The 24,041-nt window shown below is 61.5% G+C and carries 20 protein-coding genes; 9 read left to right on the top strand and 11 right to left on the bottom strand.

Annotated features, from left to right (window positions below):
- The first annotated feature begins 175 nt into the window (after nucleotides 1-175).
- From AC097O_RS14045 to AC097O_RS14055, 3 genes are read left to right on the top strand one after another with little or no spacing between them, the layout of a single operon-like run.
- On the top strand, nucleotides 176-1,303 hold the full coding sequence (locus AC097O_RS14045) for a tyrosine-type recombinase/integrase (RefSeq protein WP_479593420.1): 1,128 nt from the start codon (nucleotides 176-178) through the stop codon (nucleotides 1,301-1,303).
- Nucleotides 1,296-2,831: a site-specific integrase gene (locus AC097O_RS14050; RefSeq protein ID WP_479593421.1), complete on the top strand. Its 1,536-nt coding sequence runs from the start codon at nucleotides 1,296-1,298 to the stop codon at nucleotides 2,829-2,831. The genes AC097O_RS14045 and AC097O_RS14050 overlap by 8 nt, the downstream gene beginning before the upstream one ends.
- A 1-nt stretch (nucleotide 2,832) precedes the next feature.
- The gene (locus AC097O_RS14055) at nucleotides 2,833-4,878 is read left to right on the top strand and encodes an integrase (protein WP_479593422.1); all 2,046 of its coding nucleotides are present in this window, start codon (nucleotides 2,833-2,835) and stop codon (nucleotides 4,876-4,878) included.
- Nucleotides 4,879-5,745: 867 nt separating this feature from the next.
- Here AC097O_RS14055 and ssb read toward each other — a convergent pair.
- A complete protein-coding gene (gene ssb, locus AC097O_RS14060) occupies nucleotides 5,746-6,294 on the bottom strand; it encodes a single-stranded DNA-binding protein (protein WP_479593423.1) in 549 nt (182 codons plus the stop codon).
- 25 nt (nucleotides 6,295-6,319) lie between these two features.
- Nucleotides 6,320-7,492, bottom strand: coding sequence for an MFS transporter (locus AC097O_RS14065; RefSeq protein WP_479593567.1), 1,173 nt, complete (start codon nucleotides 7,490-7,492; stop codon nucleotides 6,320-6,322).
- Between the two features lie 162 nt (nucleotides 7,493-7,654).
- Here AC097O_RS14065 and uvrA point away from each other — a divergent pair, with 162 nt between their 5' ends.
- A complete protein-coding gene (gene uvrA / locus AC097O_RS14070; protein ID WP_479593568.1) occupies nucleotides 7,655-10,537 on the top strand; it encodes an excinuclease ABC subunit UvrA in 2,883 nt (960 codons plus the stop codon).
- On the top strand, nucleotides 10,534-11,478 hold the full coding sequence (locus tag AC097O_RS14075; RefSeq protein WP_479593424.1) for a DMT family transporter: 945 nt from the start codon (nucleotides 10,534-10,536) through the stop codon (nucleotides 11,476-11,478). The genes uvrA and AC097O_RS14075 overlap by 4 nt, the downstream gene beginning before the upstream one ends.
- Before the next feature lie 43 nt (nucleotides 11,479-11,521).
- Here AC097O_RS14075 and AC097O_RS14080 read toward each other — a convergent pair whose 3' ends face one another.
- The 4 genes from AC097O_RS14080 to AC097O_RS14095 form a co-directional block, all read right to left on the bottom strand.
- The gene (locus AC097O_RS14080; protein ID WP_479593425.1) at nucleotides 11,522-11,878 is read right to left on the bottom strand and encodes a YqjK family protein; all 357 of its coding nucleotides are present in this window, start codon (nucleotides 11,876-11,878) and stop codon (nucleotides 11,522-11,524) included.
- Nucleotides 11,859-12,263, bottom strand: a complete 405-nt coding sequence (locus AC097O_RS14085; protein WP_479593426.1) for a phage holin family protein — start codon at nucleotides 12,261-12,263, stop codon at nucleotides 11,859-11,861. The genes AC097O_RS14080 and AC097O_RS14085 overlap by 20 nt, the downstream gene beginning before the upstream one ends.
- 29 nt (nucleotides 12,264-12,292) lie before the next feature.
- Nucleotides 12,293-12,613, bottom strand: coding sequence for an ElaB/YgaM/YqjD family protein (locus tag AC097O_RS14090; protein ID WP_315205968.1), 321 nt, complete (start codon nucleotides 12,611-12,613; stop codon nucleotides 12,293-12,295).
- A 131-nt stretch (nucleotides 12,614-12,744) separates the two neighbouring features.
- A complete protein-coding gene (locus AC097O_RS14095; protein WP_479593427.1) occupies nucleotides 12,745-14,529 on the bottom strand; it encodes a methyl-accepting chemotaxis protein in 1,785 nt (594 codons plus the stop codon).
- Nucleotides 14,530-14,768: 239 nt separating this feature from the next.
- On the opposite strand from AC097O_RS14095, the gene AC097O_RS14100 reads away from it, so the two are divergent.
- Nucleotides 14,769-14,960 carry a hypothetical protein gene (locus AC097O_RS14100; protein ID WP_315188557.1) on the top strand — a complete coding sequence of 64 codons (192 nt, stop codon included), beginning with the start codon at nucleotides 14,769-14,771 and terminating at the stop codon, nucleotides 14,958-14,960.
- Nucleotides 14,961-15,041: 81 nt separating this feature from the next.
- Here AC097O_RS14100 and AC097O_RS14105 read toward each other — a convergent pair whose 3' ends face one another.
- The 3 genes from AC097O_RS14105 to pyrF all read right to left on the bottom strand — a co-directional run bounded on the left by AC097O_RS14105 (nucleotide 15,042) and on the right by pyrF (nucleotide 19,443).
- A complete protein-coding gene (locus AC097O_RS14105) occupies nucleotides 15,042-16,475 on the bottom strand; it encodes a DUF1501 domain-containing protein (protein WP_479593428.1) in 1,434 nt (477 codons plus the stop codon).
- Nucleotides 16,476-16,485: 10 nt separating this feature from the next.
- Nucleotides 16,486-18,483: a DUF1800 domain-containing protein gene (locus AC097O_RS14110; RefSeq protein ID WP_479593429.1), complete on the bottom strand. Its 1,998-nt coding sequence runs from the start codon at nucleotides 18,481-18,483 to the stop codon at nucleotides 16,486-16,488.
- Between the two features lie 132 nt (nucleotides 18,484-18,615).
- Complete coding sequence (gene pyrF, locus AC097O_RS14115) at nucleotides 18,616-19,443, bottom strand: orotidine-5'-phosphate decarboxylase (RefSeq protein ID WP_479593430.1); 828 nt, start codon at nucleotides 19,441-19,443, stop codon at nucleotides 18,616-18,618.
- A gap of 83 nt (nucleotides 19,444-19,526) precedes the next feature.
- Here pyrF and AC097O_RS14120 point away from each other — a divergent pair, with 83 nt between their 5' ends.
- Nucleotides 19,527-20,552, top strand: a complete 1,026-nt coding sequence (locus AC097O_RS14120) for a pirin family protein (protein ID WP_479593431.1) — start codon at nucleotides 19,527-19,529, stop codon at nucleotides 20,550-20,552.
- Here the strand turns inward: AC097O_RS14120 and AC097O_RS14125 are convergent.
- Together AC097O_RS14125 and AC097O_RS14130 are read right to left on the bottom strand one after the other, a co-directional pair.
- Complete coding sequence (locus AC097O_RS14125; protein ID WP_479593432.1) at nucleotides 20,541-20,942, bottom strand: Fic family protein; 402 nt, start codon at nucleotides 20,940-20,942, stop codon at nucleotides 20,541-20,543. The genes AC097O_RS14120 and AC097O_RS14125 overlap by 12 nt on opposite strands.
- A 207-nt stretch (nucleotides 20,943-21,149) precedes the next feature.
- Nucleotides 21,150-21,479, bottom strand: coding sequence for an antitoxin VbhA family protein (locus AC097O_RS14130; RefSeq protein ID WP_479593433.1), 330 nt, complete (start codon nucleotides 21,477-21,479; stop codon nucleotides 21,150-21,152).
- Nucleotides 21,480-21,594: 115 nt separating this feature from the next.
- Here AC097O_RS14130 and AC097O_RS14135 point away from each other — a divergent pair, with 115 nt between their 5' ends.
- Nucleotides 21,595-23,430: a DEAD/DEAH box helicase gene (locus AC097O_RS14135; RefSeq protein ID WP_479593434.1), complete on the top strand. Its 1,836-nt coding sequence runs from the start codon at nucleotides 21,595-21,597 to the stop codon at nucleotides 23,428-23,430.
- 125 nt (nucleotides 23,431-23,555) lie between these two features.
- A complete protein-coding gene (locus AC097O_RS14140; protein ID WP_315225635.1) occupies nucleotides 23,556-24,032 on the top strand; it encodes a peptidylprolyl isomerase in 477 nt (158 codons plus the stop codon).
- Nucleotides 24,033-24,041 lie beyond the last annotated feature (9 nt).

Here is a 24,041-nt window from a genome sequence, read left to right on the forward strand (position 1 = left end):
AAGCCAGATCGCTTGGCACCAACTTGTCAATTAATTGACACGTGCGGAGGAGGGGTGAGCGCCATTTCTTAGCGCGCGGAGACGCGCGTGCCCGGGATAGATCATGAGCTATAAAGTGCGACAACTGATATTGAATAGTGGGGAAAGACTGCCCGTACTTTGTTCGGCCACAGGAATGCCCATCGGCAACCCACTGCTGTACGTATTAACCGAGCTTCGTGCTCGCGGGCGGTCCTCTGCGACGATTAGGCATGCCATGGAGGCGGTCATGGTTCTTTGCATGACCCTAGACCGCCAACGCATTTCCCTTGATGACAGGTTAAGGCGTGGAACCTTCCTGCAGCTGCACGAGTTGGATCTGATTGTGCGAGACGCATCCCAGAAAATTCGCGCTATTGCATCAGACGCAATTGCACCGATTGGAAGGGCTTCAGCAGCTAGCCGACTGCACTACATCCTCCAGTACCTACGCTGGCATGCATCTCGCCACCTCTTGCTTATCGACATTCGCACAGATGAATATCTTGCGCTTAGAGATCGGATAGAAAGAGCGTGTTCCGCGCTCAAGGCACGGTCACCATGTGCCGGTGTTCGAAGTGAGATCGATCAACGACAGGGTCTTAGTGAGGAACATCTCAACAAAGTGCTATTGACGGCAGGCGGGGCGAATGACCAGAGCATCTGGACAAACGAGCATGCCCGAACCCGCAACAGGTTACTACTTCGGTGGTTCCTGGACCTCGGCGTAAGGCGGGGTGAGATTCTTGGCGTGCGGACATCAGACATTGATTTTCAGCAAAACATCGTTCGCATAGCACGTCGCGCGGACTCCAAGCATGACCCACGTGCGCAACAACCACTGGTTAAAACCAAAGCCAGGGATCTTTCTCTGAGCGATGACCTTGCTGAATCAACTTATGACTACGTCATGGGGCTTCGCGGCAAACAAGGCGCAGCTCGTCGACATGACTACTTATTCGTAGCAAGCGGCTCGGGAAAGCCACTGTCGCTTGCAGGCCTCAGCAAAATCTTCACAGTAATGAGGGCCGCAGATCCAAATTTCCCCCAGGAGCTTACCCCCCACGTACTGCGCCACACATGGAATGACCGCTTTAGTCTAACCATGGAGAAATCAGGGATCAATCCAGAAATGGAGAAAAAGATGCGATCGATGCTTATGGGCTGGTCGCCAACCTCCGATACCGCAGCCGTCTACACGCGCAGACATGTGCGAAAGAAGGCCAGCCAGGCAATGAAAGACATGCAGAAACAGCTGCGTATTCAAGGAGGGAAAAATGAGTGATGTGCTTGCGATTGAATCTGCATCTGATGATCTAAGTTGCTTACCTGCGACGGCCCTGACTCGCGGTGGCGTGGAGTTCTATCCAAATGACGATGTTTGGACGATCAGAGACGGGGTTGCTCGCGCACGCTTTAACTTCACATACGGACTGGAATCAGTCACTCCGCAAGTGAAGTTCGGATTGAAAGCTTCATTAGTCTGGCTATTAAGAAATAAGGCATTGGCTACTGCCGCGAATACCTTCGCTGCATTCAAACATATGCTAGCGGCGACGGGGCGTACCGAGTCTGACAAGCTTAACGAAATATCCCATATTGATCTACTAAGTTACCGCGCGTCGTTGACAAAGAGTCAAGTGAACCGGCTGAGAACCTTGGCTATTCTATTGACGAAGTGGCATGGCCTGGGAATCGGTGGCGTGCGGTCAGATGCGATTTCACTGTTACACAGCCTGAAACTGAAGGCACCACCAAAAGGTACCTCCGTGCTGACGATGTGCCCGGTCCATGGGCCTTTGACGCACATAGAAGATGAGTCATTTCAAGAAGCCTTGAATTCAGCATTTGCGCTAGGTCTCATCGAGGAAGATGAATTCTTCGCCGTATGGTTGACTCGAGCCATCGGTCAACGCCCTTCACAGACGGCATCCTTGAAGGTTTGCGATCTTGCTATCGAGACGCAAGCGGATGGCAGCATGGAATATCTGATCAGCGTGCCACGAGCCAAACAACGGCATACCCCCCATCCCCGCAGCGAATGGAAGGTACGCCCCTTAATCCAACAACTTGGTGATCCACTCCACACCTACCTACTAAAGGTTATCGAACGCTTTCAAGGAATCGTTCCTGATCCACTACAGGCACCCTTGTTCCCAAGGCATACAAGACCCGGGACCGAAGGTATTTACGCGTGGCATCTCACCGGGAATGAAATGAGTGCACTTTTCCACCGCGTATCTGACCGAGTAAACGCGCTCTCTGAAAGGACTGGGGCAATCCTACGAGTTACCCCAACACGTTTAAGGAGAACAGTGGGAACCCGTGCTGCCCAGGAAGGGCACGGCGAACTTCTGATAGCAGAAATATTAGATCACACCAATGTGGCAAGCGCGCGATTCTATGTAGAAGCGGTGCCTGCGATCATCGAACGCATTGACGCAGCGATGGCCCATGGCATGGCCCCGCTTGCTCGCGCCTTTCAAGGACTACAGCCGGAAACCTTTGACTCAGCGTCAGTTAACTCCAGCGAGCTAATTCTTGACCTTCGCTTTGATCAAAAAGGGCAGTCGATGGGGCAGTGCACAGGAGCCAGTCCCTGCAACTTCTTGGCGCCAATCAGCTGCTATACCTGCAGAAGCTTTCGTCCGTGGCGCGATGGGCCGCATCAGGAGGTTTTGGATCAATTAATCGCACGTCGAGACAATCAGATGGCGCTCCATGGAGCACGTATGGCATCAATAAATGATCGAACCTTGCTGGCGGTGGCAGAGGTAATTCAGATTTGTGAAACACAGCGCGAGAAAAAATGAGATGACTGAAATTCTGCATTTTTCACCTTACCTGCACTGGTCAGCCAAGCAAAACTTAGAAGCGTTTGTAGACGTCTGCCGTTCTCAATTGACAGTTTTCGGTCCCGATCTCGCATTCGACGAAGATGTATGGGATGTGACGAAGTACGTAAACTTGAAAGGTAAAAGATCAAAGACGAAACTACGATTTACTTTATGGGGAGAGGGCAAAAGAGGTAGGGGATATCCCATGCCTGAGCCATTCAAAAGCTTTGCAAAATCCTACATAAGATATCAGCAGGGGTTGCGACCATCAAAAAGTCTAGAAACTAGGCTTGCGGCTCTTCGTGCTCTTTACGTTGCGCTTTCAGAAAAAGGGGACAAACCAGACCCTACAACACTTCACTCATTTCATTTCAATCGCGCCTCACAATTAATATCCGAGAGAATATCAAAATCCTCTTCATACCAATATGGTGTGCAGCTTCAGCTCATATCCGAAATGATGGTATCGAGCGGATTACTTCAACACCCTAATACATGGCGGTCACACATACAGCGTTCAGTAGGTTGTGAGAAAGTTGGAGCTGAGTTCGATGCGATTCGTCTTGCCAGACTCCCAAGCCCAACTGCATTGTCAGCTCTTGCGTCAATTTTTAATATTGCGACAGAGACATCGGACATTCTTGTCACATCGATCATAGCCATACTCTGCGCTGCACCAGAACGTATCAATGAGGTGGTTCGCCTCGCGGTAGATTCTGAAATTATTCAGCGCAAACCTGCTGGAAGCGGTGAAGTGTATGGGCTTCGATGGTTTCCATCGAAAGGCGCCGCACCACATGTGAAATGGGTTGTGCCATCGATGGAAAATGTTGTTAAAAAAGCGATCTTAAATATTAAGCGCATCAGTGCCTCCGCCAGAGACTTGGCTGAATGGTATGAAATTAATCCCGGAAAAATTTTTCTTCCTGATGAATTAGAGTATTTAAGAAATAAGAAATACTTAACAAAGGACGAACTCGCGTGTGTTCTATTTTGCAAACCAGTTGCTCGCGCGGTAATTAATAATTGGTGTTCAAGTCACAAGCTAGTGACATGGGGTGTAGGCAATAAAATATGCGTTCTTTTTGAGGATATTGAACGCGTAGTCTTAGGTATGTTGCCTTTGGGATTTCCGATTGCGGATCGAGATCATGGCCTGAAGTATTCAGGCATGCTGTGCCTGGTGCGCTTAAATGGACTTCACTCGACTCGCGCAAAATATCGGTGCATGTTCATGCGTTTGGGAGTTGCAGATATAAATATTCGTATATCAGCGAAATCCCATTTATCCAAATCAATCTTTGAAAAATATGGATTTAGAGAACCGGACGGAAGCCCGATTGCCGTTTCAACCCATAAATTTCGACACTACTTAAACACTTTGGCACAGTTTGGCGGACTGAGTCAAATTGATATTGCGCTCTGGTCTGGAAGGGCCCGTGTTAGCGAAAACACCGTATACGACCACGTCTCAAACCGGGATGTCCTGGAATTGGTACGGGCCGCTGTTGGCGATTCAGAGAAGCCAAAGGGACCACTTGCTCGGCTTCGGCATTCCGATCTGATCGATCGCAATGAATTTACAAAGTTAAATATACCAACGGCGCATTCAACCGATTTTGGGTATTGCGTACACGATTTCTCACTGCTTCCATGCCAGGCCCATCAGGATTGCCTCAACTGTCGTGAGCACCTTTGTGTCAAGGGTGACCCAGAAAAGGAGCGTCGCATCAAAATACTGATTCATGAAACTCAGGACCTGCTGTTGAAGGCAGAACAAGCCGAGAGCGAGAATTTGGCTGGCGCTCATAGATGGGTTGAACATCAGAAACGCACTCTACAGCGCGCCGAACAGTTGATCCAGATTCTGGAAGACCCGGTGCTGCCGCAAGGGTCCGTCATCCGTATGAGCACACCAGTGATGCCATCACGCTTAGCTATGGCCATGCGGGAGCGTCAAAGCTTAATTCGATTCGAACCAGACTCCTCCCCGAATGCCAACAGACAAAGACGGCGCTCATGAAGGGACGGCGAAGTAAAAACCTGGGGCCGTGTGAAATTGATGTGGTTGTCAGTCTGCTAGATGGGTGGTCTGGCCCACTCAGCTGGAATAGCGTAATTGATGCCATTGAACTGCGTTTGTTCTTTCGGTATACGCGGCAAGCACTCAGCGGCCATGAGCGAGTCGGCGATGCATTTCGGCTAAGCAAGGATCGCCTAGCCACAGCTCAGCACGAACACAGAAGTAAACCACAATCTCCAGAACAACGGGCAATTCACGAGCGCCTGGAGCGTCGAGATGCAGAGGTCACGCGATTGCGCGCTGAGAACCAGCAGCTGATGGAGCAATTTGTGGTCTGGCTTTACAACGCCCAAATTCGTGGAGTAAGTCAGGCTGAGCTCGAGCGGCCTTTGCCAACTGTAGATCGCGGGCAAACAAGGCGTGAGCTACGTTCAATCACAGGTGGAGGCAATCCTCGGTAGTATGGGGTCGTAGGAATAGCTTTTTTGAATCAGAACAACTGGCAAGTCCCACACCGGAATCAGTGGCTTCTGTGGGTCAGAGTGGCTGGCTTTATTGGCTGGAACACACAGATAGAAATTTCTTACTGAAATTCCCAGCTAGGCCGCATACCAGAAAGTTCACGAAACGATGCGCTTTTCAAGCGACTTAGGAGCAGCCTGCTACCGATGAATAAACCCAAAAACCGGAATTGCGCCTTTCACTGTGGATTGGCAGAACAAGCCCATGGTCGTCTTATTTACAAATGTTCGAAAGTAGACTGTCGGCAAGTTTTACGGACGCAACACAAATACATGCCAACAATAAAAAAGCCCTAACTGACAAGCACTTAGGGCAATTTGTTTACAAGTTTGGAGCAGGTAAATCCTAGAACGGAATGTCGTCGTCCATGTCGTCAAAACCACTGGAGGCACGTGCTGGCGGCGGTGGCGCGGGGCGGGGTGCCGGTGCAGCCATGGGTGGACGGCTGGCGGGTGCCGGGGCCATGGGGCGGCGGGCCGGTGCGGGGGCCGGGCTGTTGTCGTAACCACCGTCGTCGTAGCCACCGTCGTTACCGCCACCCTGCGGACCACCCATACCCTGGCGGCTGCCCAGCATGGTCATCTCATTAGCGACGATTTCGGTGATGGACTTCTCCACGCCGGTGGCATCGTTGTACTTGCGGCTGCGGATCGAGCCCTCTACATACACCTGCGAGCCCTTGCGCAGGTACTGTTCGACGATGCCCGCCAAACCACCCCGGAACACCACACGGTGCCATTCGGTAGCCTCGCGGCGCTCGCCGGTTTGCTTGTCTTTCCAGGTTTCGGTGGTGGCGATGGTGACATTGGCCACCCGGTCGCCACTGGGGAAGGTGCGCACCTCGGGGTCGCGGCCCAGGTTGCCGACGATGATGACTTTGTTGACGGATGCCATATTGAATTCCTCTAGAGGGGGTAGATTATGCGGTCACTTTGGCCGGGGCCTGCATGGGCCACGCCACCGCCAGCCACGCCAGCATGGCCAGCGCGCAGGCGATGAACAGGCTGTGCGTGCCACCCCATTTCAGCAGCGCACCACCCGCCAGCCCCCCGGCAAAATAGCCCAGCGACTGCAAGGTGTTGTACACCCCCAAGGCGCTGCCGCGCACCGCAGTCGGGGCCATGCGCGAAGCCAGGCTGGGCTGGCTGGCCTCCAGCACGTTGAAACCACAGAAGAAGAGAAAAAGCAGCGCTGCCATCGTGCTGACCTGCGGCGCATCCGCCACCCACAGCAGCCCCACCTGCACCAGCGCGATCAGCCCAATGGCCGCCAAAAACACGCCGCGCAGAAAGCCCCGCCGCTCCAGCGGAAACAAGCTACCGCCCATCACCACGAACGAGCCCAGCACGGCGGGCAGGTACACCCACCAGTGGTGGGCCTTGTCCAGCCCGGCCTGCAGCAGCAGCGCGGGTACGGCCATCCACATCGCCAGTTGAACGGCATGCAGCACAAACACGCCAAAGTTCAGCCGCAGCAGGCCTGGGTGCGACAGCACTTCGCTCAGCTTGCCGCGTGGCTGGTTTTTGTGCAGCAAAGGCTCGGGCGGCACCACCCACAGCACCACCGCCACACCGACCAGCGCCAGGCCGCCGGTCAAGGCAAACAACCCTGCCAGACCGATATGCGCCACCAGCACGGGGGCGAGCACCAGCGACAAGGCAAACACCAGCGCAATACTTCCGCCCACCAGCGCCATGGCCTTGGTGCGCACGGCATCGCGGGTCTGGTCGGCCAGCAGCGCCGTCACGGCAGCCGAGATGGCCCCGGCGCCCTGCAGCGCGCGGCCCAGCAGCAGCCCGGTCAGGCTATCGGCGCTGGCGGCCCAGAAGCTGCCCACGGCGAACAGCAGCAAGCCCAGCACAATCACCCGCTTGCGGCCAAACCGGTCCGAGGCCATGCCGAATGGCAGTTGCAGCAGGCCCTGTGTCAGCCCGTAAATACCCATGGCCAGCCCCACGCGGGCCGGATCATCGCCGCCGGGGAACTTGGCCGCCTCCAGCGCAAACACCGGCAGCACCAGAAACAGGCCCAGCATGCGCAGCGCAAAAATCAGCGCCAGCGACAGGCTGGCGTGCCGCTCTGGCGGTGTCATGGCGACCGATGGGGATGCCGATGCGGTGGGGATGGAGACGGAGGGTGAGGACACGCGAAAAACCGTTGGCAAGCAAACAGCCCGCGATTGTCTATCATCACGGGTTACCCCTAGTTTGGCTCCACCTTGAACTCTGCCCTCCCCGATACCGCAACCGACGGCATGTACCTGCGCAATGCCTTGCAGTTGCAGCGCATCAGCATCCGTGGCGCACGCACCCACAACCTGAAGAACATCGACCTGGACATTCCGCGCAACCAGTTGGTGGTGATCACCGGCCTGAGCGGTTCGGGCAAGTCCAGCCTGGCGTTTGACACCCTGTACGCCGAAGGCCAGCGCCGCTATGTGGAAAGCCTGAGCACCTACGCCCGCCAGTTCCTGCAGTTGATGGACAAGCCGGACGTAGACCTGATCGAAGGCCTGAGCCCGGCCATTTCCATCGAGCAAAAGGCCACCAGCCACAACCCGCGCTCCACCGTGGGCACGGTGACCGAGATCCACGACTACCTGCGCCTGCTGTTCGCCCGCGCCGGCACGCCCTACTGCCCCGACCACGACCTGCCGCTGCAGGCCCAGACGGTGAGCCAAATGGTGGATGCCGTATTGGCACTGCCGGTGGACACCCGCCTGATGGTGGTGGCCCCCATCGCCCGCGAGAAAAAGGGCGAATACGCCGACGTGTTTGCCGACATGCAGGCCCAGGGCTATGTACGCTTTCGGGTGGATGGCGAAACCTTCGAATTCGACGCGCTACCCAAGCTGAAAAAGACCGAAAAGCACAACATCGACGTGGTGATCGACCGCGTGAAGGTGCATGGCGATACGGAGCCACAAGCCATGGCCGCCCAGCGCCAGCGTCTTGCCGAAAGTTTCGAAGCGTCCCTGCGGCTGGCCGAGGGCAAGGCCATCGTGGTGGAGATGGGCACCGGCACCGAGCACCTGTTCAACGCCAAGTTCGCCTGCCCTATTTGCAGCTATTCCATCAGCGAGCTGGAGCCGCGCCTGTTCTCGTTCAACTCGCCCGTGGGGGCCTGCCCAGCCTGTGATGGCCTGGGCGCGCAGGAGCTGTTCGACCCCACGCGGGTGGTGGCCTTTCCGTCGCTCAGCCTGGCCAGCGGGGCCATCAAGGGCTGGGACCGGCGCAACGCCTACTACTTTGCCATGCTGGAAAGCCTGGCCAAGCACTACCAGTTCGATATCGAGCATGCGTTTGAAGCCCTGCCCGCGGCGGCCCAGCACGCGCTGCTGCACGGCTCGGGCACGGAAGACATCAAGTTCAGCTACGTGATGGATTCCGGTGCGTCGCAAGGCAAGAAGGTCAGCAAGAAGCATCCCTTCGAGGGCATCATCCCCAACATGCAGCGGCGCTACCGCGAGACGGATTCGAACCTGGTGCGCGAAGACCTGGCCCGCTACCGCACCACCCAGCCCTGCACCACCTGCCTGGGCTCGCGGCTGCGGCGCGAGGCGCGGCACGTGAAGGTGGGCACGGGCGACCAGGCCCGCGCCATCTTCGAGATCAGCCACACCACGCTGCGCGACTGCTTTGCCTACTTCCAAACCCTGAAAATGGGCGGCGCCAAGGGCGAAATTGCCGACAAGATCGTGCGCGAGATCGGTCTGCGCCTGAAGTTCCTGAACGACGTGGGCCTGAACTACCTGAGCCTGGACCGCAGCGCCGAGACCCTGAGCGGCGGTGAATCCCAGCGCATCCGCCTGGCCTCGCAGATCGGCTCGGGCCTGACCGGCGTGATGTACGTGCTGGACGAGCCCAGCATCGGCCTGCACCAGCGCGACAACGACCGCCTGATTGCCACCCTGCAGCACCTGCGCGACATCGGCAACAGCGTGCTGGTGGTGGAGCACGACGAAGACATGATGCGCGCCGCCGACCACGTGATCGACCTGGGCCCCGGCGCGGGCGTGCACGGCGGGCGGGTGATGGCGCAGGGCACGTTTGACGAGGTCAAGGCGAATCCCGACTCCCTCACCGGCCAGTACCTGGCGGGCACGCTCAAGATCGAAGTGCCCACCGAGCGGCAAAAGCCTACCCACGGCTGGCTGTCCATCGTCGGCGCCACCGGCCACAACCTGAAAAGCGTCAACGCCGACATCCCGGTGGGCCTGTTCACCTGCGTGACCGGCGTGTCGGGCTCTGGCAAGTCCACCCTGGTTAACGACACGCTGTACACCGCCGTGGCGCGCCAGCTCTACCGCGCCCACGACGAGCCGGCCGAACACAGCGAGATCCTGGGCATCGAACAGTTCGACAAGGTCATCAACGTGGACCAAAGCCCGATTGGCCGCACGCCGCGCTCCAACCCGGCCACCTACACGGGTTTGTTCACCCCCATCCGCGAGCTGATGGCCGAAGTACCGATGGCGCGCGAACGCGGCTACGGGCCGGGGCGCTTCAGCTTCAACGTGGCCGGGGGCCGCTGCGAGGCCTGCCAGGGCGACGGCATGGTCAAGGTGGAGATGCACTTCCTGCCCGACGTGTACGTGCCCTGCGACGTGTGCAAGGGCCAGCGCTACAACCGCGAGACGCTGGAGGTGCTGTACAAGGGCAAGAACATCGCTCAGATTCTGGAGCTGACGGTCGAGGCCGCCTACACCTTCCTGCAGGCCGTGCCCACCATCGCCCGCAAGTTGCACACCCTGCTGGACGTGGGCCTGAGCTACATCAAGCTGGGCCAGTCGGCCACCACGCTCTCGGGCGGCGAGGCGCAGCGGGTCAAGCTGGCGCTGGAACTGAGCAAGCGCGACACCGGCCGCACGCTGTACATCCTGGACGAGCCCACCACCGGCCTGCACTTTGCCGACATTGCCCTGCTGCTCAAGGTGCTGCACCAGTTGCGCAGCGCGGGCAACACCATCGTGGTGATCGAGCACAACCTGGACGTGATCAAGACCGCCGACTGGCTGATCGACATGGGCCCCGAAGGCGGGGCCGGTGGCGGCACCGTGGTGGGCGTGGGCACGCCCGAAGAGATTGCCGCCAACCCGCAAAGCCACACGGGCAAGTACCTGGCACGGCTGTTATGACATCTTCTGCCGCCTCCGTCTTCACCCAGCGCAAAGTCGTGTTTTTGCTGGCCTCGCTGTGCTGCCTGCTGTGGGGCAGCGCCTACCCGGCCATCAAGAACGGCTATGCGATGTTCCATATCGCGGCCAACGACATCCCCACCAAGCTGGTGTTTGCGGGTTACCGCTTTGCCTTGGCCGGGCTGGTGCTGCTGGTGTTTGCGGCCATCAGCCACAAGCCGGTGTTCGCCATCAAGCTGCGCACCTTCGGGCAAATGACGCTGCTGGGCCTGACCCAGACCAGCCTGCAGTACGTGTTTTTCTACATCGGCCTGGCCTATGCCACGGGGGTGAAGAGCTCCATCATGAACGCCACCGGCACCTTTTTCAGCGTGCTGCTGGCGCACTTCATCTACAAGAACGACCGCCTGAGCTTCAACAAGGTAGTGGGCTGTGTGGTCGGCTTTGTGGGGGTGATGGTGGTCAACTTCCGGCCGGGGCTGCTGAGTTTTGACTTCACACTGCTGGGCGAAGGCAGCGTGGTGTTGGCGGCCTTCATCCTGTCGGCGGCCAGCATTTACGGCAAGAAGCTGTCGCAGCAGGTGGATTCGGTGGTGCTCACCGGCTACCAGTTGGCGATTGGCGGGGTGGCGCTGCTGCTGCTCGGCTTTGCCACCGGCGGCGCGCTGGAGGCCTTTACCTGGGCCTCTGCCGCCCTGATGCTGTACATGGTGGCGCTGACCTCGGTGGCATTTTCGCTGTGGACGATTCTGCTGAAATACAACCGGGTCAGCATGGTCACGGTGTTCAACTTCATGGTGCCGGTGTTCGGCACCCTGCTGTCGGCCCTGTTCCTGGACGAGCGGTTTCTGGAGTGGAAGAACGCGGTGGCGCTGGTGCTGGTGTGCGGTGGCATCTGGCTGGTGACCAAAGAAGACACACCTGCACCGCAAAAAATATAACGAATAGGCTGCTTGCGCTTATTCCATAAGCACGAGCAGCTATTTATTTAGTAGCAAAGTAGTTTTTGACGGCCACCACCTGGCGCACCACGTCCATGAAGGTGCCCGGCTGCCACTGCTGCACGGCACGGAAGCCGCGCCAGATGAAGAAGCCCCGCTTGGCCCAGCGCCATACGCCCTTGGGTTTGACCAGCACCAGCCCGCCCACCAGCAGCGCAGCAGCCACAGGCCGCTGGCGTATGTAGGCCACGGCTTCGGCCACCAGCGCGCTCAGCACGTTGCTGGCGTTGGACACGCGCTGCAACGGGGCCAGTTCGCGGGCCAGATTGGCACGCTGGGCCTGGATGCGCTCCGTCAGGCGGGCGCGCTCCTGGTCCAGCTCAGCGCGGGTCTTTGCCATGGTCGTCGCTTGCGGCCTTGAGTTGGCGCAGGTCCTCTTGCAGCTCGGCCAGACTGCCCGCAAACACCCCATTGAGGTTGCGGGTAGAGCGGCGCAACTTGGCAAAGCAGATGAGCGCTGCCCCCAAAAACAGCACGATCAGGGTTGAGAGCACCCACACCCGCTGGTCCCACAGCAAGATGACCACCAGCCCCACCACCAGCAGCACACCCAGCCCGGCGCAAGCCACCATGGCCAGCACCAGGGTCAGCTCGCGCAGGGCGCGGTGCTTTTCGGTCAGGATCTCGTTGCCCAGCAGCTGCAGGCGCGTGTGCGCCATCGCCAGCAAAGTGATGGGTATATTTTTCAAGGCGGCGAAAGGTCCACCGCCCGATGCGCTACGCATACGGAACCCGTCGGGGTTCGCTTGGGCGCTTAGCGGCGACCGATGATCAGGCCGACCAGCAGGCCCACGCATGCGGCCACACCCACTGCGGTCCAGGGGGAGTCGTGCACATAGTCGTCGGTGGCGCGGGCGGCCTTCTTGGTGTGGTGGCGCAGAGCGGCTTCGGCATCCACCAGGCGTTCGCGGGCATCGCTCAGGCGGGCCTTGACGCGGGCGCGCAACTGGCTGATTTTGTCGCCGGACTGGTCGGCGGTGTCGCTCAGCATCTCTTCGGCCTCGGAGATCACGGACTTGATGTCGCTGACCAATTGTTCTTGGGTATCGATGGCGGACTGGATGGCTTTGGACATGGGCATCTTTCGGTTGTGAGGTTGAAGGGAGGAGACGGGATAAAGGTTAGCAGATTGGATTAGCAATTTTCGCCGCCAGCCACACGATACTGACATTTAGAAACACTTTAAAACCGCGAAAACCCGCATGCTTAAAACGAAGTCCAGTCGTCGTCTTTGGACGCGCTGGCCACTACCGGTGCAGCCAGCGCTTTGCGGGGTGCTGCAGGGGCCGACGGCTTGCGGGCCAGGGCCGGTGCCGGGGTCTTGGCTGCGACCGGCTTGTGGGCAGGAGTGGCAACCGGCCGGGCCGCAGTGGCTGGCCGGGCAGGAGCGGCTACGGGCCGCGCGGAGGCGGTCGCACGGCCCGTGCCCGCATTCAACTTGAAGACCGACACCGCCCGTACCAACCCGTCCGCCTGGTTTTTCATGCTGCTGGCGGCGGCGGCCATTTCCTCTACCAAGGCGGCGTTTTGCTGGGTGGCCTGGTCAATTTGCATCACCGCTTCGCCGATTTGGGTCATACCGGCGTTTTGTTCGCTGCTGGCGGCGCTGATCTCGCCCACGATGTCGGTCACCCGGCGGATGGAGCTAACCACCTCGCCCATGGTGGCCCCGGCTTGGTCCACCAGCACCGTGCCACGGGCTACCCGCTCCACACTGGTGGAGATCAGGCTCTTGATTTCCTTGGCGGCATCGGCGCTACGGCCGGCCAGAGAGCGGACCTCGCTGGCCACCACCGCAAAGCCCCGGCCCTGCTCGCCCGCGCGGGCGGCTTCCACGGCGGCATTCAGGGCCAGGATATTGGTCTGGAACGCAATGCCGTCGATCACGCCAATGATGTCGGCAATGCGCTTGGAGCTGTCGTTGATGCCCTGCATGGTGGTGACCACCTCGGCCACCACATTACCGCCTTGCACCGCCACCGTGCTGGCGTTCATGGCCAACTGGTTGGCCTGGCGGGCGTTGTCGGCGTTTTGCTTCACGGTGGCCGATAGCTGCTCCATACTGGCGGCGGTTTCTTCCAGGGCGCTGGCCTGCTGCTCGGTACGTGCGCTCAGGTCGTGATTGCCCTGGGAAATCTGCTGGCTGGCACTGGCCACACTTTCCGAGCTTTGACGCACGGTTGCCACCACCCCGGCCAAACTTTCCTGCATGGTCTTGAGCTGCACCATCAGGCTGGTGGTGTCACCGGGCAGCACCTGGACGGGCTGGCCCAGGTCGCCACGGGCCACTGCGCGGGCCAAGTCGGCCGCCGCCCAGGGCTCACCGCCGAGCGAACCCACCAAGCCCCGCGTAATGACAATCCCCATGCCGATAGCTGCCGCAGCTGCTGCTGCACTGGCCAGTAGCATCCACATTCGTGCGCGGGTGAAGTGGCCCTCGGCCGCGGCCACGCTGGTATTGCCAACTTTGTCGCTGGCCAACAGGAAGTCGTCGGTGACTTTCAACAGCGCGGCCAGCAGGGGGCGGCAGTCCTGGTTGATTTTGGCAATGGCTTCGTCTTTTTTGCCGTCCAACGCCATCTGCACAATGGACAAGGCCACCGGGCCATACAGGGACTCGATGCGGTTGATCTCCGCCAGCATGATCCGGTCTTCGGCGTTGAGCGACCTGCTGGCCGCCGCATTGAGCTTGGCTAGACTGTCCTGGGTGTCTTTGTGGGCCCGCACCACCGCGGCATTTTCAGCATCCCGGTCGGCAGGCGTGCCCGCCTGCACCAGATTGCGCGCGGCAATCGCCCGGCGGTTCACCGCGCTCCGCACCGCGACCACCCGCCTTTCCTGGGCCACGTCTACGTCGTTGAAGTGCACGAAATCATCGTGTGCTTCATTCAGTGCGCTGATACCCACGGAGGACACCACCAACACCAAGGCCACCAACAGGCCAAAGGCCCATGTCAACTGGCTTCTCACCGTCATTTTTTTCAAGTTCATGGCGCGTTACCTGGTGGTTGAATCAAAAGATAAGAGAGGCGGAGTCGCTCACGCGCCACAGAACCTCATTCTGTAAATAAGTGTAAATTGGCAACCGATAATTGACTAGTCGGATTTTCCTTGCGCGCCAGGACGGCAGGCAGGGCCGCTAGAAATCCCCTCGCAGCGCCACTACACTGCGTTAAAGCGTATCTGCGGTCTCTTGGGGATTGCGGTCACGTTCTTACAAGGTGCGCACCATGAAAAAGCAACAGCCGGAACGGTTTTGGGAAGTCGACCTGGGCGCGCTGCTGCTGCTCTGGTGGAATGACATTTCCACGTTCGTCAAAACGGCCGTGATGTTTTGCGCCCTGTCGCTGCCGGTGGTGATTCCGGCGTTGATCATGTGGTTCATGCTGGTCAACAACATCAGCTTCGAGACAGTACCTTAGCGGCTGGCCACCCACCCATTCAAGGCAAAAACGCCTGTAGCGCTTATTCCACAAGCGTAACAAGCTACGCAATCTATAGCATCACGCCATAAATCCCAGGTTCACCGGATAGTCCGCCCGACCGGCTGCTGCGCCAAAGTGGGCGAGATTGGGCAAGATGCCCGCCAGCTCATTGGGCGCTACGCCAAACCAGGTGGCCAAGGTGGCGGCGTACTGGTCCACCGAGGTACTGGGTAGCAAGCGGCCTTGCCCCACGTGCCATTGGTCGTCAGCCGCGGCGGTGTCGCCCACGCTGATGGGCGGCGGCGACCCGTAAAACGCCTGGCCTTGCACCGCGCCGCCCACGATGAAGTGGTGGCTGCCCCAGCCGTGGTCCGAACCATTGCCGTTGCTCGTCAGGGTGCGGCCAAAGTCGGACGCGGTAAATGCCGTCACTTTGTCCGCCACGCCCAGCTCCACCGTCGCGGCGTAAAACGAAGCCAGGGCATCGCTGACCCGCCCCAGGAGCGTGGGATGCTGGGCGACCAGGTTGTCGTGCAGGTCAAACCCGCCCATGGACACAAAAAATACCTGCCGGGTGGTGCCCAGCGTGCCGCGCGCAGCCACCAGCCGGGCCACCATTTGCAGCTGGTCGGCCAGCGGATTGCCACTGGTGAAGGGCGTGGCCAGCGTGGCCCCGGCCAGCGCAGCGTTGATACGCGACTCGGCCCCCACGGCGCGCAAGGTCATGGCGGTGTAGGCGTTCTCCAGCAGGTGGCTGCGCGGTTGCTGGGTCAGCGTGGCCAGCGCCGTCTGCACCGCGCTGGAGCCATATACCCGTGCACCGATGCCGTTGATGGGCACGGCCCCGCCGGTGCTGACCTGGTATTGCAAGGCGGTGTCGCCCGACAAAAAAACCGTATTCCCCGACACCGACATACAGGAGAACAAGCTGTTGCCGTTGCCCGCCAGCGCCAGGTCGCCCAGGTTGCCCCCCCAGCCCACGGTGGAGCCCTCGGGCGAAGACGATTGCCAGATCGACTGCTGGTCGTTGTGCGAAAACAGCCGGGGCGGCACGGGGTACAGCGTGCGGCTGCCGCTGTCGTACTGGGTGCGCGTCAAGGGCACCACCAGCGGCCCCACGTTCAACTGCACCGCTGCTTTGCCCGCATTGAACAAACCCGCCAAGCCGGTCATGGCCGGGTGCAGCGCGTACTGGCGGCCCCCGGCCAGGGGCGTGCGGGGGGTGAGCCGCGTGGCCACCAGCGCGCTGTGGTCCAGCGCGATGCTGCTGCGCAGGGAGCTGTAGCGGCCATACTGCGCGCCGTCGTAGGGCACCACCGTGTTGGCATGGTCGTTGCCACCGTGCATGAACAGACACACCAGGGCTTTGTAGTCGGTGGCGTTGAAGGCGGCAGCTTCGCCCATCGCCGCCAGGTTCAGCGCCACCGGCAACGCCGTACCCGCCAATGCCAGCTGGCCCGAGCGGCGCAAAAAGGCCCGGCGGGAGTGTTTTTGAAGGTCCAGTAGGTGCATGGCAGGCCCCTTATTTTTGTACCAGGTATTCACTGGAGGCCATCACCAGCAGCACGGCGGCGGCCACCCGGTCGCGCCGGACACTGTCACTGCTGCTGGCGGTGACGGGGGTGGCGTTCAGCGCGTTGACCACCAGCGTCTGCGTGGCGGCGCTGAGCTGTCCGGCGCACAGCAGCAGGTTGAGCCGTGCGACCAGGGCGTTGGCATCGGCGGCCAGCGCCAGCTCGGCGGTGTAGCGGGCGGCGATGTCATAGCCGTTGGTGGCGCTATTGCTGGCCTCCTGCGGTTGCTCGGGTGCCTTGACGTAAATGCCCTTGCGCACGACCTCTTGCAAGTAGTTCAGATAGCCGCCCACACTGCTCTCATTCACCAGCTGAAACTCTGGCGCGACCGCACCGCTGGCGGCCAAAGGCGTGGCCGGGGGCACGTAACCGGGCCGAAAAAAGTTGAACACCGAGGGCGAGCGCAGCGGGCTTTGGCCTAGCTGGCTGGCCGGGTCAGTCAGCTCCCCGATCTTCCAGCTACCACGCGCCGATGCGATGCCAAACGTGCGCCCCCATTGCACCAGCCGCAGCATGGGCTCGCGCAGCTTGCCAAAGCCAGGGGCCGTCAAGCCCGCCGCGCCACGGGCTTCGTCGTCCAGCAAGATGGCCGACCACACGGCCCGCAGGTCGCCACGTACCCCGGCGGCATTCTGGTTGAAGGCTGCCGCCACCCGCGCCACATAGGCCGGACTGGGGTTGCTGGTGACCAGGCGCTGGATCATCTGGCGGCCAAAGAACGGGCCGACGTTGGGGTGGTTAAACAAGGTGTCCAGCGCGGTCTTCAGGGCCGGGGCCGCGCCGGTGTTGGCAGGCACCGTCACACCCAGAAACGTGGCGGCCAGCTCCGAATGGCGGCCGGGGATCTGCACCATGGGCTTGCGCGCATAGGCGTTGTTGCCCATCGTGCGGCTGGAGCCGGGCAGCGTCACCACCACGTCCTGGCTCTGGTCCAGGTCGTAGCCGGTAAAGACCCGCGCCAGATTGCTGACATCGGACTGGCTGTAGGTGGGAATGTCCTTGCCATTGGCATCCTTTTTCGGGCTTCCATCGGGGTTGAGCTGGACCAGGCCGATGGTCATCAACTGCATTACCTCGCGGGCGTAGTTCTCGTCCGGCTGGCGGCCGGTGCTGGTATTTTCCTTCTGGTTGCCACAGGTGTTGAGGTACATGCCCATCGCCGGGTTCAGGGTCACCGCCTCCAGCAGGCTGCGGAAGTTGCCAAATGCCTGCGCGGTCAGCAAATCCCAGTAGCTCGCTATCGCGTACGGCGACCAGAACAAGCCCAGCCCCGTGAGCGACACCACAAAGACCTCGCTCAAGGCCAGGGCCATGCGCTGGCGCATGCCGTCCGGTGCCGTCATGAGCTGGTTCCAAACCATGTAGTCGCCGGGGTAGCTGGCGTCGTAGAACCGGGTGGCGGTGCTGATGCTGTTGTAACCCCGGCTGTTCAGCCAGTTCCAGCCGGTAGGGCCGGGCGCGGTGGCATATTGGGTGGCCAGCCAGTCGGCGGCACCCGCTGCGCGGACTGCAGCCATCTCGGCATCCGATGCCGAGAGTTGGGCTTGCAGCAGAAACCGGGCGGCCTGGGTGTCGCTCAGCGGGATCGGTGCGGGGTTGGAAACCGACGCGCTATCGCCACTACCGCTACCACCGCTACCACTGGTGCCGCTAGTGCTGGTGCTAGTGGTGCCACCGCTGGTACCACTAGTGCCGGTGCCGGTGCCGGTGCCGGTGCCGGTGCCGGTGCTAGTGCCAGTGCTGGTGCTGGTGCTGGTGCTGGTGCTGGTGCTGGTGGTGCCAGTGTTGGTGGTGGTACCCCCGCTAATGCCACTGCTGCTATCGCTACCACCACCGCAAGCCACCAGCGTGCTGGCCGCAACCAGAGCCGCCAGCGAAGGTAATGCCACAGGGGCGGAGGTAGGGACCGTGGCGGGGACGGAACAGTCCAGGGCGGTGGCATCCATAGCGGGTTCCTGCGAACAGAAAGATCCACCCAGTGTAGCCACCCGCATCCCGCTGGCGGGCCACATCTCTGTATACAAAAATAGGCCCTAGCGCTCACCCTTCCTGCGCAAGAAGCTATCCAATTTATAGCACTAGAGCGTCCGGGCGGCCTGCAAGGTATCGCGCGTTTCCAGGGCCACGCGGCGGGCCGCATCGGCAAAGTCGTCGCCGCTGGAGGCATACAGAATCGCCCGCGACGAATTCACGACCAGCGGGCCGTTGGCCGTCCACCCGGCCTGCACCGTGGCGCGGGCATCGCCGCCTTGCGCACCCACGCCGGGCACCAGCAGCGGCACGGTGGGGGCCAGGGCGCGCACCCGGGCGATTTCTGCCGGGTAGGTGGCACCGACGACCAGGCCGAGCTGGCCATTCAGGTTCCACGGGCCCTGGGTGAGCTGGGCAATGTGTTCAAACAGCCGGGGTTGGCCGGGCACATCGGCCAGGCGCTGGGGCTGCAGGTCGTCACCGCCGGGGTTGGAGGTACGGCACAGCAAAAACGCGCCTTTGCCGGGGTACTTAAGATACGGCTGCACCGAGTCAAAGCCCATGAAGGGCGAGAGGGTGACGGCATCGGCCTGGTAGCGCTCGAATGCCTCGACGGCGTACTGCTCGGCGGTGGAGCCGATATCTCCACGCTTGGCATCCAGGATGATGGGCACGTGGGGCGCGACGCGGCGGATGTGGGCCACGATGCGCTCCAGCTGGTCCTCGGCGCGGTGGGCGGCAAAGTAGGCGATTTGCGGCTTGAAGGCGATGGCCAGGTCGGCCGTGGCATCGACGATGCGGGCACAGAAGTCGGCAATCTTGCTGCCATCACCGCGCCATGCGCCTGGGAATCGGGCCGGATCGGGGTCGAGCCCGACGCAGAGCATGGAGGCATTGCGCTGCCCGGCGGTGTGGAGCATGTCTAAAAAGGTCATGGGGCCAGATTTTACGGGCCGGGGTTGGTTGGCTTGCACAATGCGCAGCAGCCCCCATTTGTTGCTTTTACAGAAAGCCCCCTATGTCCGCCATCTTGCAAGTCCAGCCCCTGGGTTTCCCGTGGGCCACCATCGACCCGTTTTTGTTCTGCGCCTACCACGACGATGCCTACCCCCAAGCCAATGCGCAGATGGGCCCGGCCACCTCGCTGGCGGGCCGCGCCATCGGCCAGGACTTCAGCCGCAAGGACGGCTGGAGCATGTACCACGGCGACACCGTGCCCGGCTTTCCGCCGCATCCGCACCGGGGCTTTGAGACCGTCACCATCGTCCGCAAAGGCCTGGTGGACCACGCCGATTCGCTGGGGGCCCGCGCCCGCTACGGCGCAGGCGACGTGCAGTGGCTGACCACCGGGGCGGGCATCGTGCACGCCGAGATGTTTCCGCTGCTCCGCGAAAATGAGGCCAACCCCCTGGAACTGTTCCAGATCTGGCTCAACCTGCCCGCGCGCAACAAGATGGTGGAGCCGCACTTCACCATGTTCTGGCAGCACGAGGTGCCACGCACCACCTTCACCGACGCAGCGGGCCTGACCACCGAGGTGCTGGTCACAGCAGGTCGCCTGGCAGAAGCCACGCCCCCGGCCCCGCCGCCCGACTCCTGGGCCGCCCAGCCCGAGGCCGATGTCGCCATCTGGACCATCACCATGGCCCCCGGTGCCCGTTGGACCCTGCCTGCGGCCCTGGGAGCCGACACGCAGCGCCAGCTGTATTTCTTTAAAGGCCCGTCGGTGGTGGTGGACGGCCAAGCCGTGTCCAGCCACGCCGCCATTACCCTGGATGCCGGGGCGGACGTGGAGCTGGTCAACGGCCCGCTGGCGAGCGAATTCCTGCTGCTGCAAGGCCGCCCGCTGAACGAGCCCGTGGCCCAGTACGGCCCGTTCGTGATGAACACCCGCGCCGAAATCGAGCAGGCCATGGCCGACTACCGCCGCACCCAGTTCGGCGGCTGGCCCTGGGGCGATGCCGAGCCGGTGCACGGCAAAGACCCGGCGCGGTTTACGCAAATGGTGGGCGGTGAAAAGGTGTTGGCGGACTCAGCTGGCTAGCAGCGCAGGCAGGTCTTTGTAGACCTTCAGCGCGGCCAGGCTGGCGGCCACCCGGCGCATCGTTTGCTCCTGCTGGATCTGCGGCTGGGCGATGCGGTTGACGCTGATGTCGCGGGCGATATAAAGCGCATCGCGGTCAGCGGGGCTGTGGCTGAAGCGCTCCCAGTTGAGCACGCCCCCTGCCATTCGGGCCAGTTGCCGGGTGTAGGTGCGCAGGGTGCGGCTGTTGCCATCGCTGAATGGGTGGGCGTAATCCATGTCGGCATACAGCTGGGCGATGCAGGCGATGAACATGGCCGTATCCAAGCCCCGCAGGCGGTCGGGATGGGCGGCCTTCAAAGCCGCGTCCATCCCCGCCTGGGCCACCGCATCCATGCGCGAATAGGCCACGTACGCCCCTCTGGCACCTGGGGGCGGTAGCGGCCGGGCGTGACATCTGCGCACCCCACCCCGGGCAGGTCCTGGAAGATGCGCCGGTTGATTTCCCGCAAATGCGCCGCATCGAAGTCGCCGCGTACCGGGTCCAGCTCCAGCTCGACGATCCGGCGTTCGGTGTAAAAGCCTTCGAGTGCCTGGCGCTGCTCCGCCGGGTAGGGGCTACTGCCCGTGGACATCTTGGAAACGGGGGGCCAGGTAGGCCTGCAGATCGATTTCGCCGTTGATGAAGCGCTGCGCATGGGCCTGGGCTTCGGCACTGGGTGCAAATCCCTCCAACCCCACCGAGGCACGCGCAAACCGCACGGCATCGGCACGCGCCTGCTGGGTATCGGTAGAGATAGCTGCAGGCGGCAATCGCGCCTGGCCCACGTACGCACGCATCAACTCCCGCAGTACCTGGGCTGCAGGCCGGTGGTCCAGCTCGGCCGCTGCGGTGAAGCGGGCCCGCAGATCGGACTCCACCCGGAACGTCATTTGCACTTCTTTCATGGCCGCGCTTCTCGCTTCGATGGGGTAGGATGAATTGTATGTACATTGCGTAGGCAATGGCTGCTCCGTTCAGACTACGCCCCTTGGCCCAACCATCCTTATCCACCACCCGCCCATGGCCACCCTCATCCCCGCGCTCAGCACCTGCGTGGCCCGCATGACTTCGGGCGAGCGGCGGCTGGCCGAGCGGCTGGAGGCCAAGCTGGATGCCGACTACCTGCTGTGGTTTGACGTGCCCGTGGGGCCACGGCAAAGCCACCCCGACTTCGTGGTGCTGCACCCCCGGCGCGGCCTGCTCATTCTGGAGGTAAAAGACTGGCGGCTGGCCACCATAGCCCGGGCCGACAAGTCCACCTGGGACATCCTTCCCGGCGGCGAACCCAAAACCGTGGACAACCCCGCCGAGCAGGCCCGCCACTACGCGCTGCAGGTGGTCGATGCCTTGAAGCGCGACCCGCAACTGGTGCAACCCGATGGCCGCCACCAGGGCAAGCTGCGCTTTCCGTGGAGCCATGGCGTGGTGTTCAGCCACATCACGCGCAAGCAGTTCACCGATGCCGGGCTGGACCAGGCCATCGCCCCCAGCCGGGTGGTGTGCTCTGATGAGATGACCGAGGGCGTGGATCCGGAAGAATTCCAAAGCCGCCTGTGGGACATGTTTCCGTACGACATGCTGGGCGGCGTGCTGTCGCTGCCGCAGATCGACCGGGTGCGCTGGATTCTGTTCCCCGAGGTGCGCGTGCCAGCCCAGGGCACGCTCTTTGCCGACGACGATGCCGACCTGCCCGGCATCATGCGGGTGATGGACATCCAGCAAGAGCAGTTGGCCCGCAGCCTGGGCGACGGCCACCGGGTGATCCACGGCGTAGCGGGCTCGGGCAAAACCATGATTCTGGGCTACCGCGCCGAGTACCTGGCCCGCGCCGAAGCCGAGGGCAAGCCGGTGCTGGTGCTGTGCTACAACGAGCCGCTGGCGGGCAAGCTGGCCGCCGCCATGGAGGCCAAAGGCATTGCCGACCGGGTGCATGCCCGCCACTTCCACAAATGGTGCCGCGACCAGCTGGTGGCCTATGGCCAAAGCCTGCCGCAAGACGGCACCGGCTTCTCGGACGAGCTGGTGGACAAGCTCATCCGCGCGGTAGACCGCAAGCAAATCCCCGGCGGCCAGTACCGCGCCATCCTGATCGACGAGGGCCACGACTTCAAACCGGCATGGTTCAAGCTGGTCACCCAGATGGTGGACCCGCGCAGCAACAGCCTGCTGGTGCTGTACGACGACGCGCAAAACATCTACGAGCGCGCAAGCTCACGCGATGGCATCAAGAAGTTCAGCTTCAAAAGCGTGGGCATCCAGGCGCAGGGCCGCACCACGGTGCTGAAGATCAACTACCGCAACACCCAGCAAATCCTGCAGACCGCCAGCCTGATCGCCGTCGAGCTACTGTCCGCCCAGGACATGGACGACGACGGCATTCCCCTGGTGCGCCCGGTCAGCTGCGGGCGCGAAGGGCCGCCGCCGCAGATCATCCGCCTGCCCAGCCTGCGCGACGAGGCCTCGGCCATCGCCGACCAGCTCAGCGCCGCCCACCAGGAGGGCCACGCCTGGGGCGACATGGCGATTTTTTGCCGCCACCACTGGATGCTGGACGAACTGGCCCGCCCGCTCAAAATGCGCAAGCTGCCCTACCAGGTGCGCCGCGGCACCGGGCCGGGCAACTTCAACCCGCTGGCCGACAGCATCAAGCTGATGACCATGCACGCCTGCAAGGGGCTGGAATTTGCCGTGGTGGCCCTGCCCGGCATCGGCCAGATGCCCATGCGCAGCGCCGACGAAAGCGCCGAAGCCCGGCTGTTTTACGTGGCCGCCACCCGGGCCACGCAGCGGCTGGTGGTGACCGTGAGCGGCGAAGGCAGCTTTGGCCACCGGCTGGCTCCGGTAGACCCGCAATAGTTTTGATAGCTGCTCGTGCTTATCCCATAAGCGCTAGAGGCCGATTTGGCTTAAATGGATAGCCAGACACGCGGGTGCGCGAAAATACGCTCTACCTCTCCTCCCATGCCCTGACCGACTCCAATATGAAAATCGAAAAAAACACCGCCGTCACCCTGCGCTACAAGGTGGCGGATGCCAAAGGCCTGCTGATCGAAGCACCCAAAGACCCCATGGTCTACCTGCACGGCGGCTACAACAACACCCTGCCCAAAATCGAAGCCGCACTCGATGGCCGCGTGGCGGGCTACTCGGTCACGCTGGACCTGCAGCCCGAAGATGCGTTCGGCCTGCGCGACGAATCGCTGGCGCGCAGCATTCCCAAGAGCGAATTTCCGCCCGGCGTGAAGGTGGGCGGCCAGCTCAAGGGCATCAACGACAACGGTAGTGAGCAAATCTACAACGTCGTCAAGATCAAGGGCGACCAGGTGCTGCTGGACGGCAACCACGCGCTGGCGGGCAAGGCGCTGCGCTTTACCGTCACCGTCACCGGCGTGCGCGCGGCATCCGAAGAAGAAATCACCCACGGCCATGTCCATGGCGAGCACGGCCACCACCACTAAACCCCTAGG

Source organism: Rhodoferax sp. LS1P39 (genome assembly GCF_056521425.1).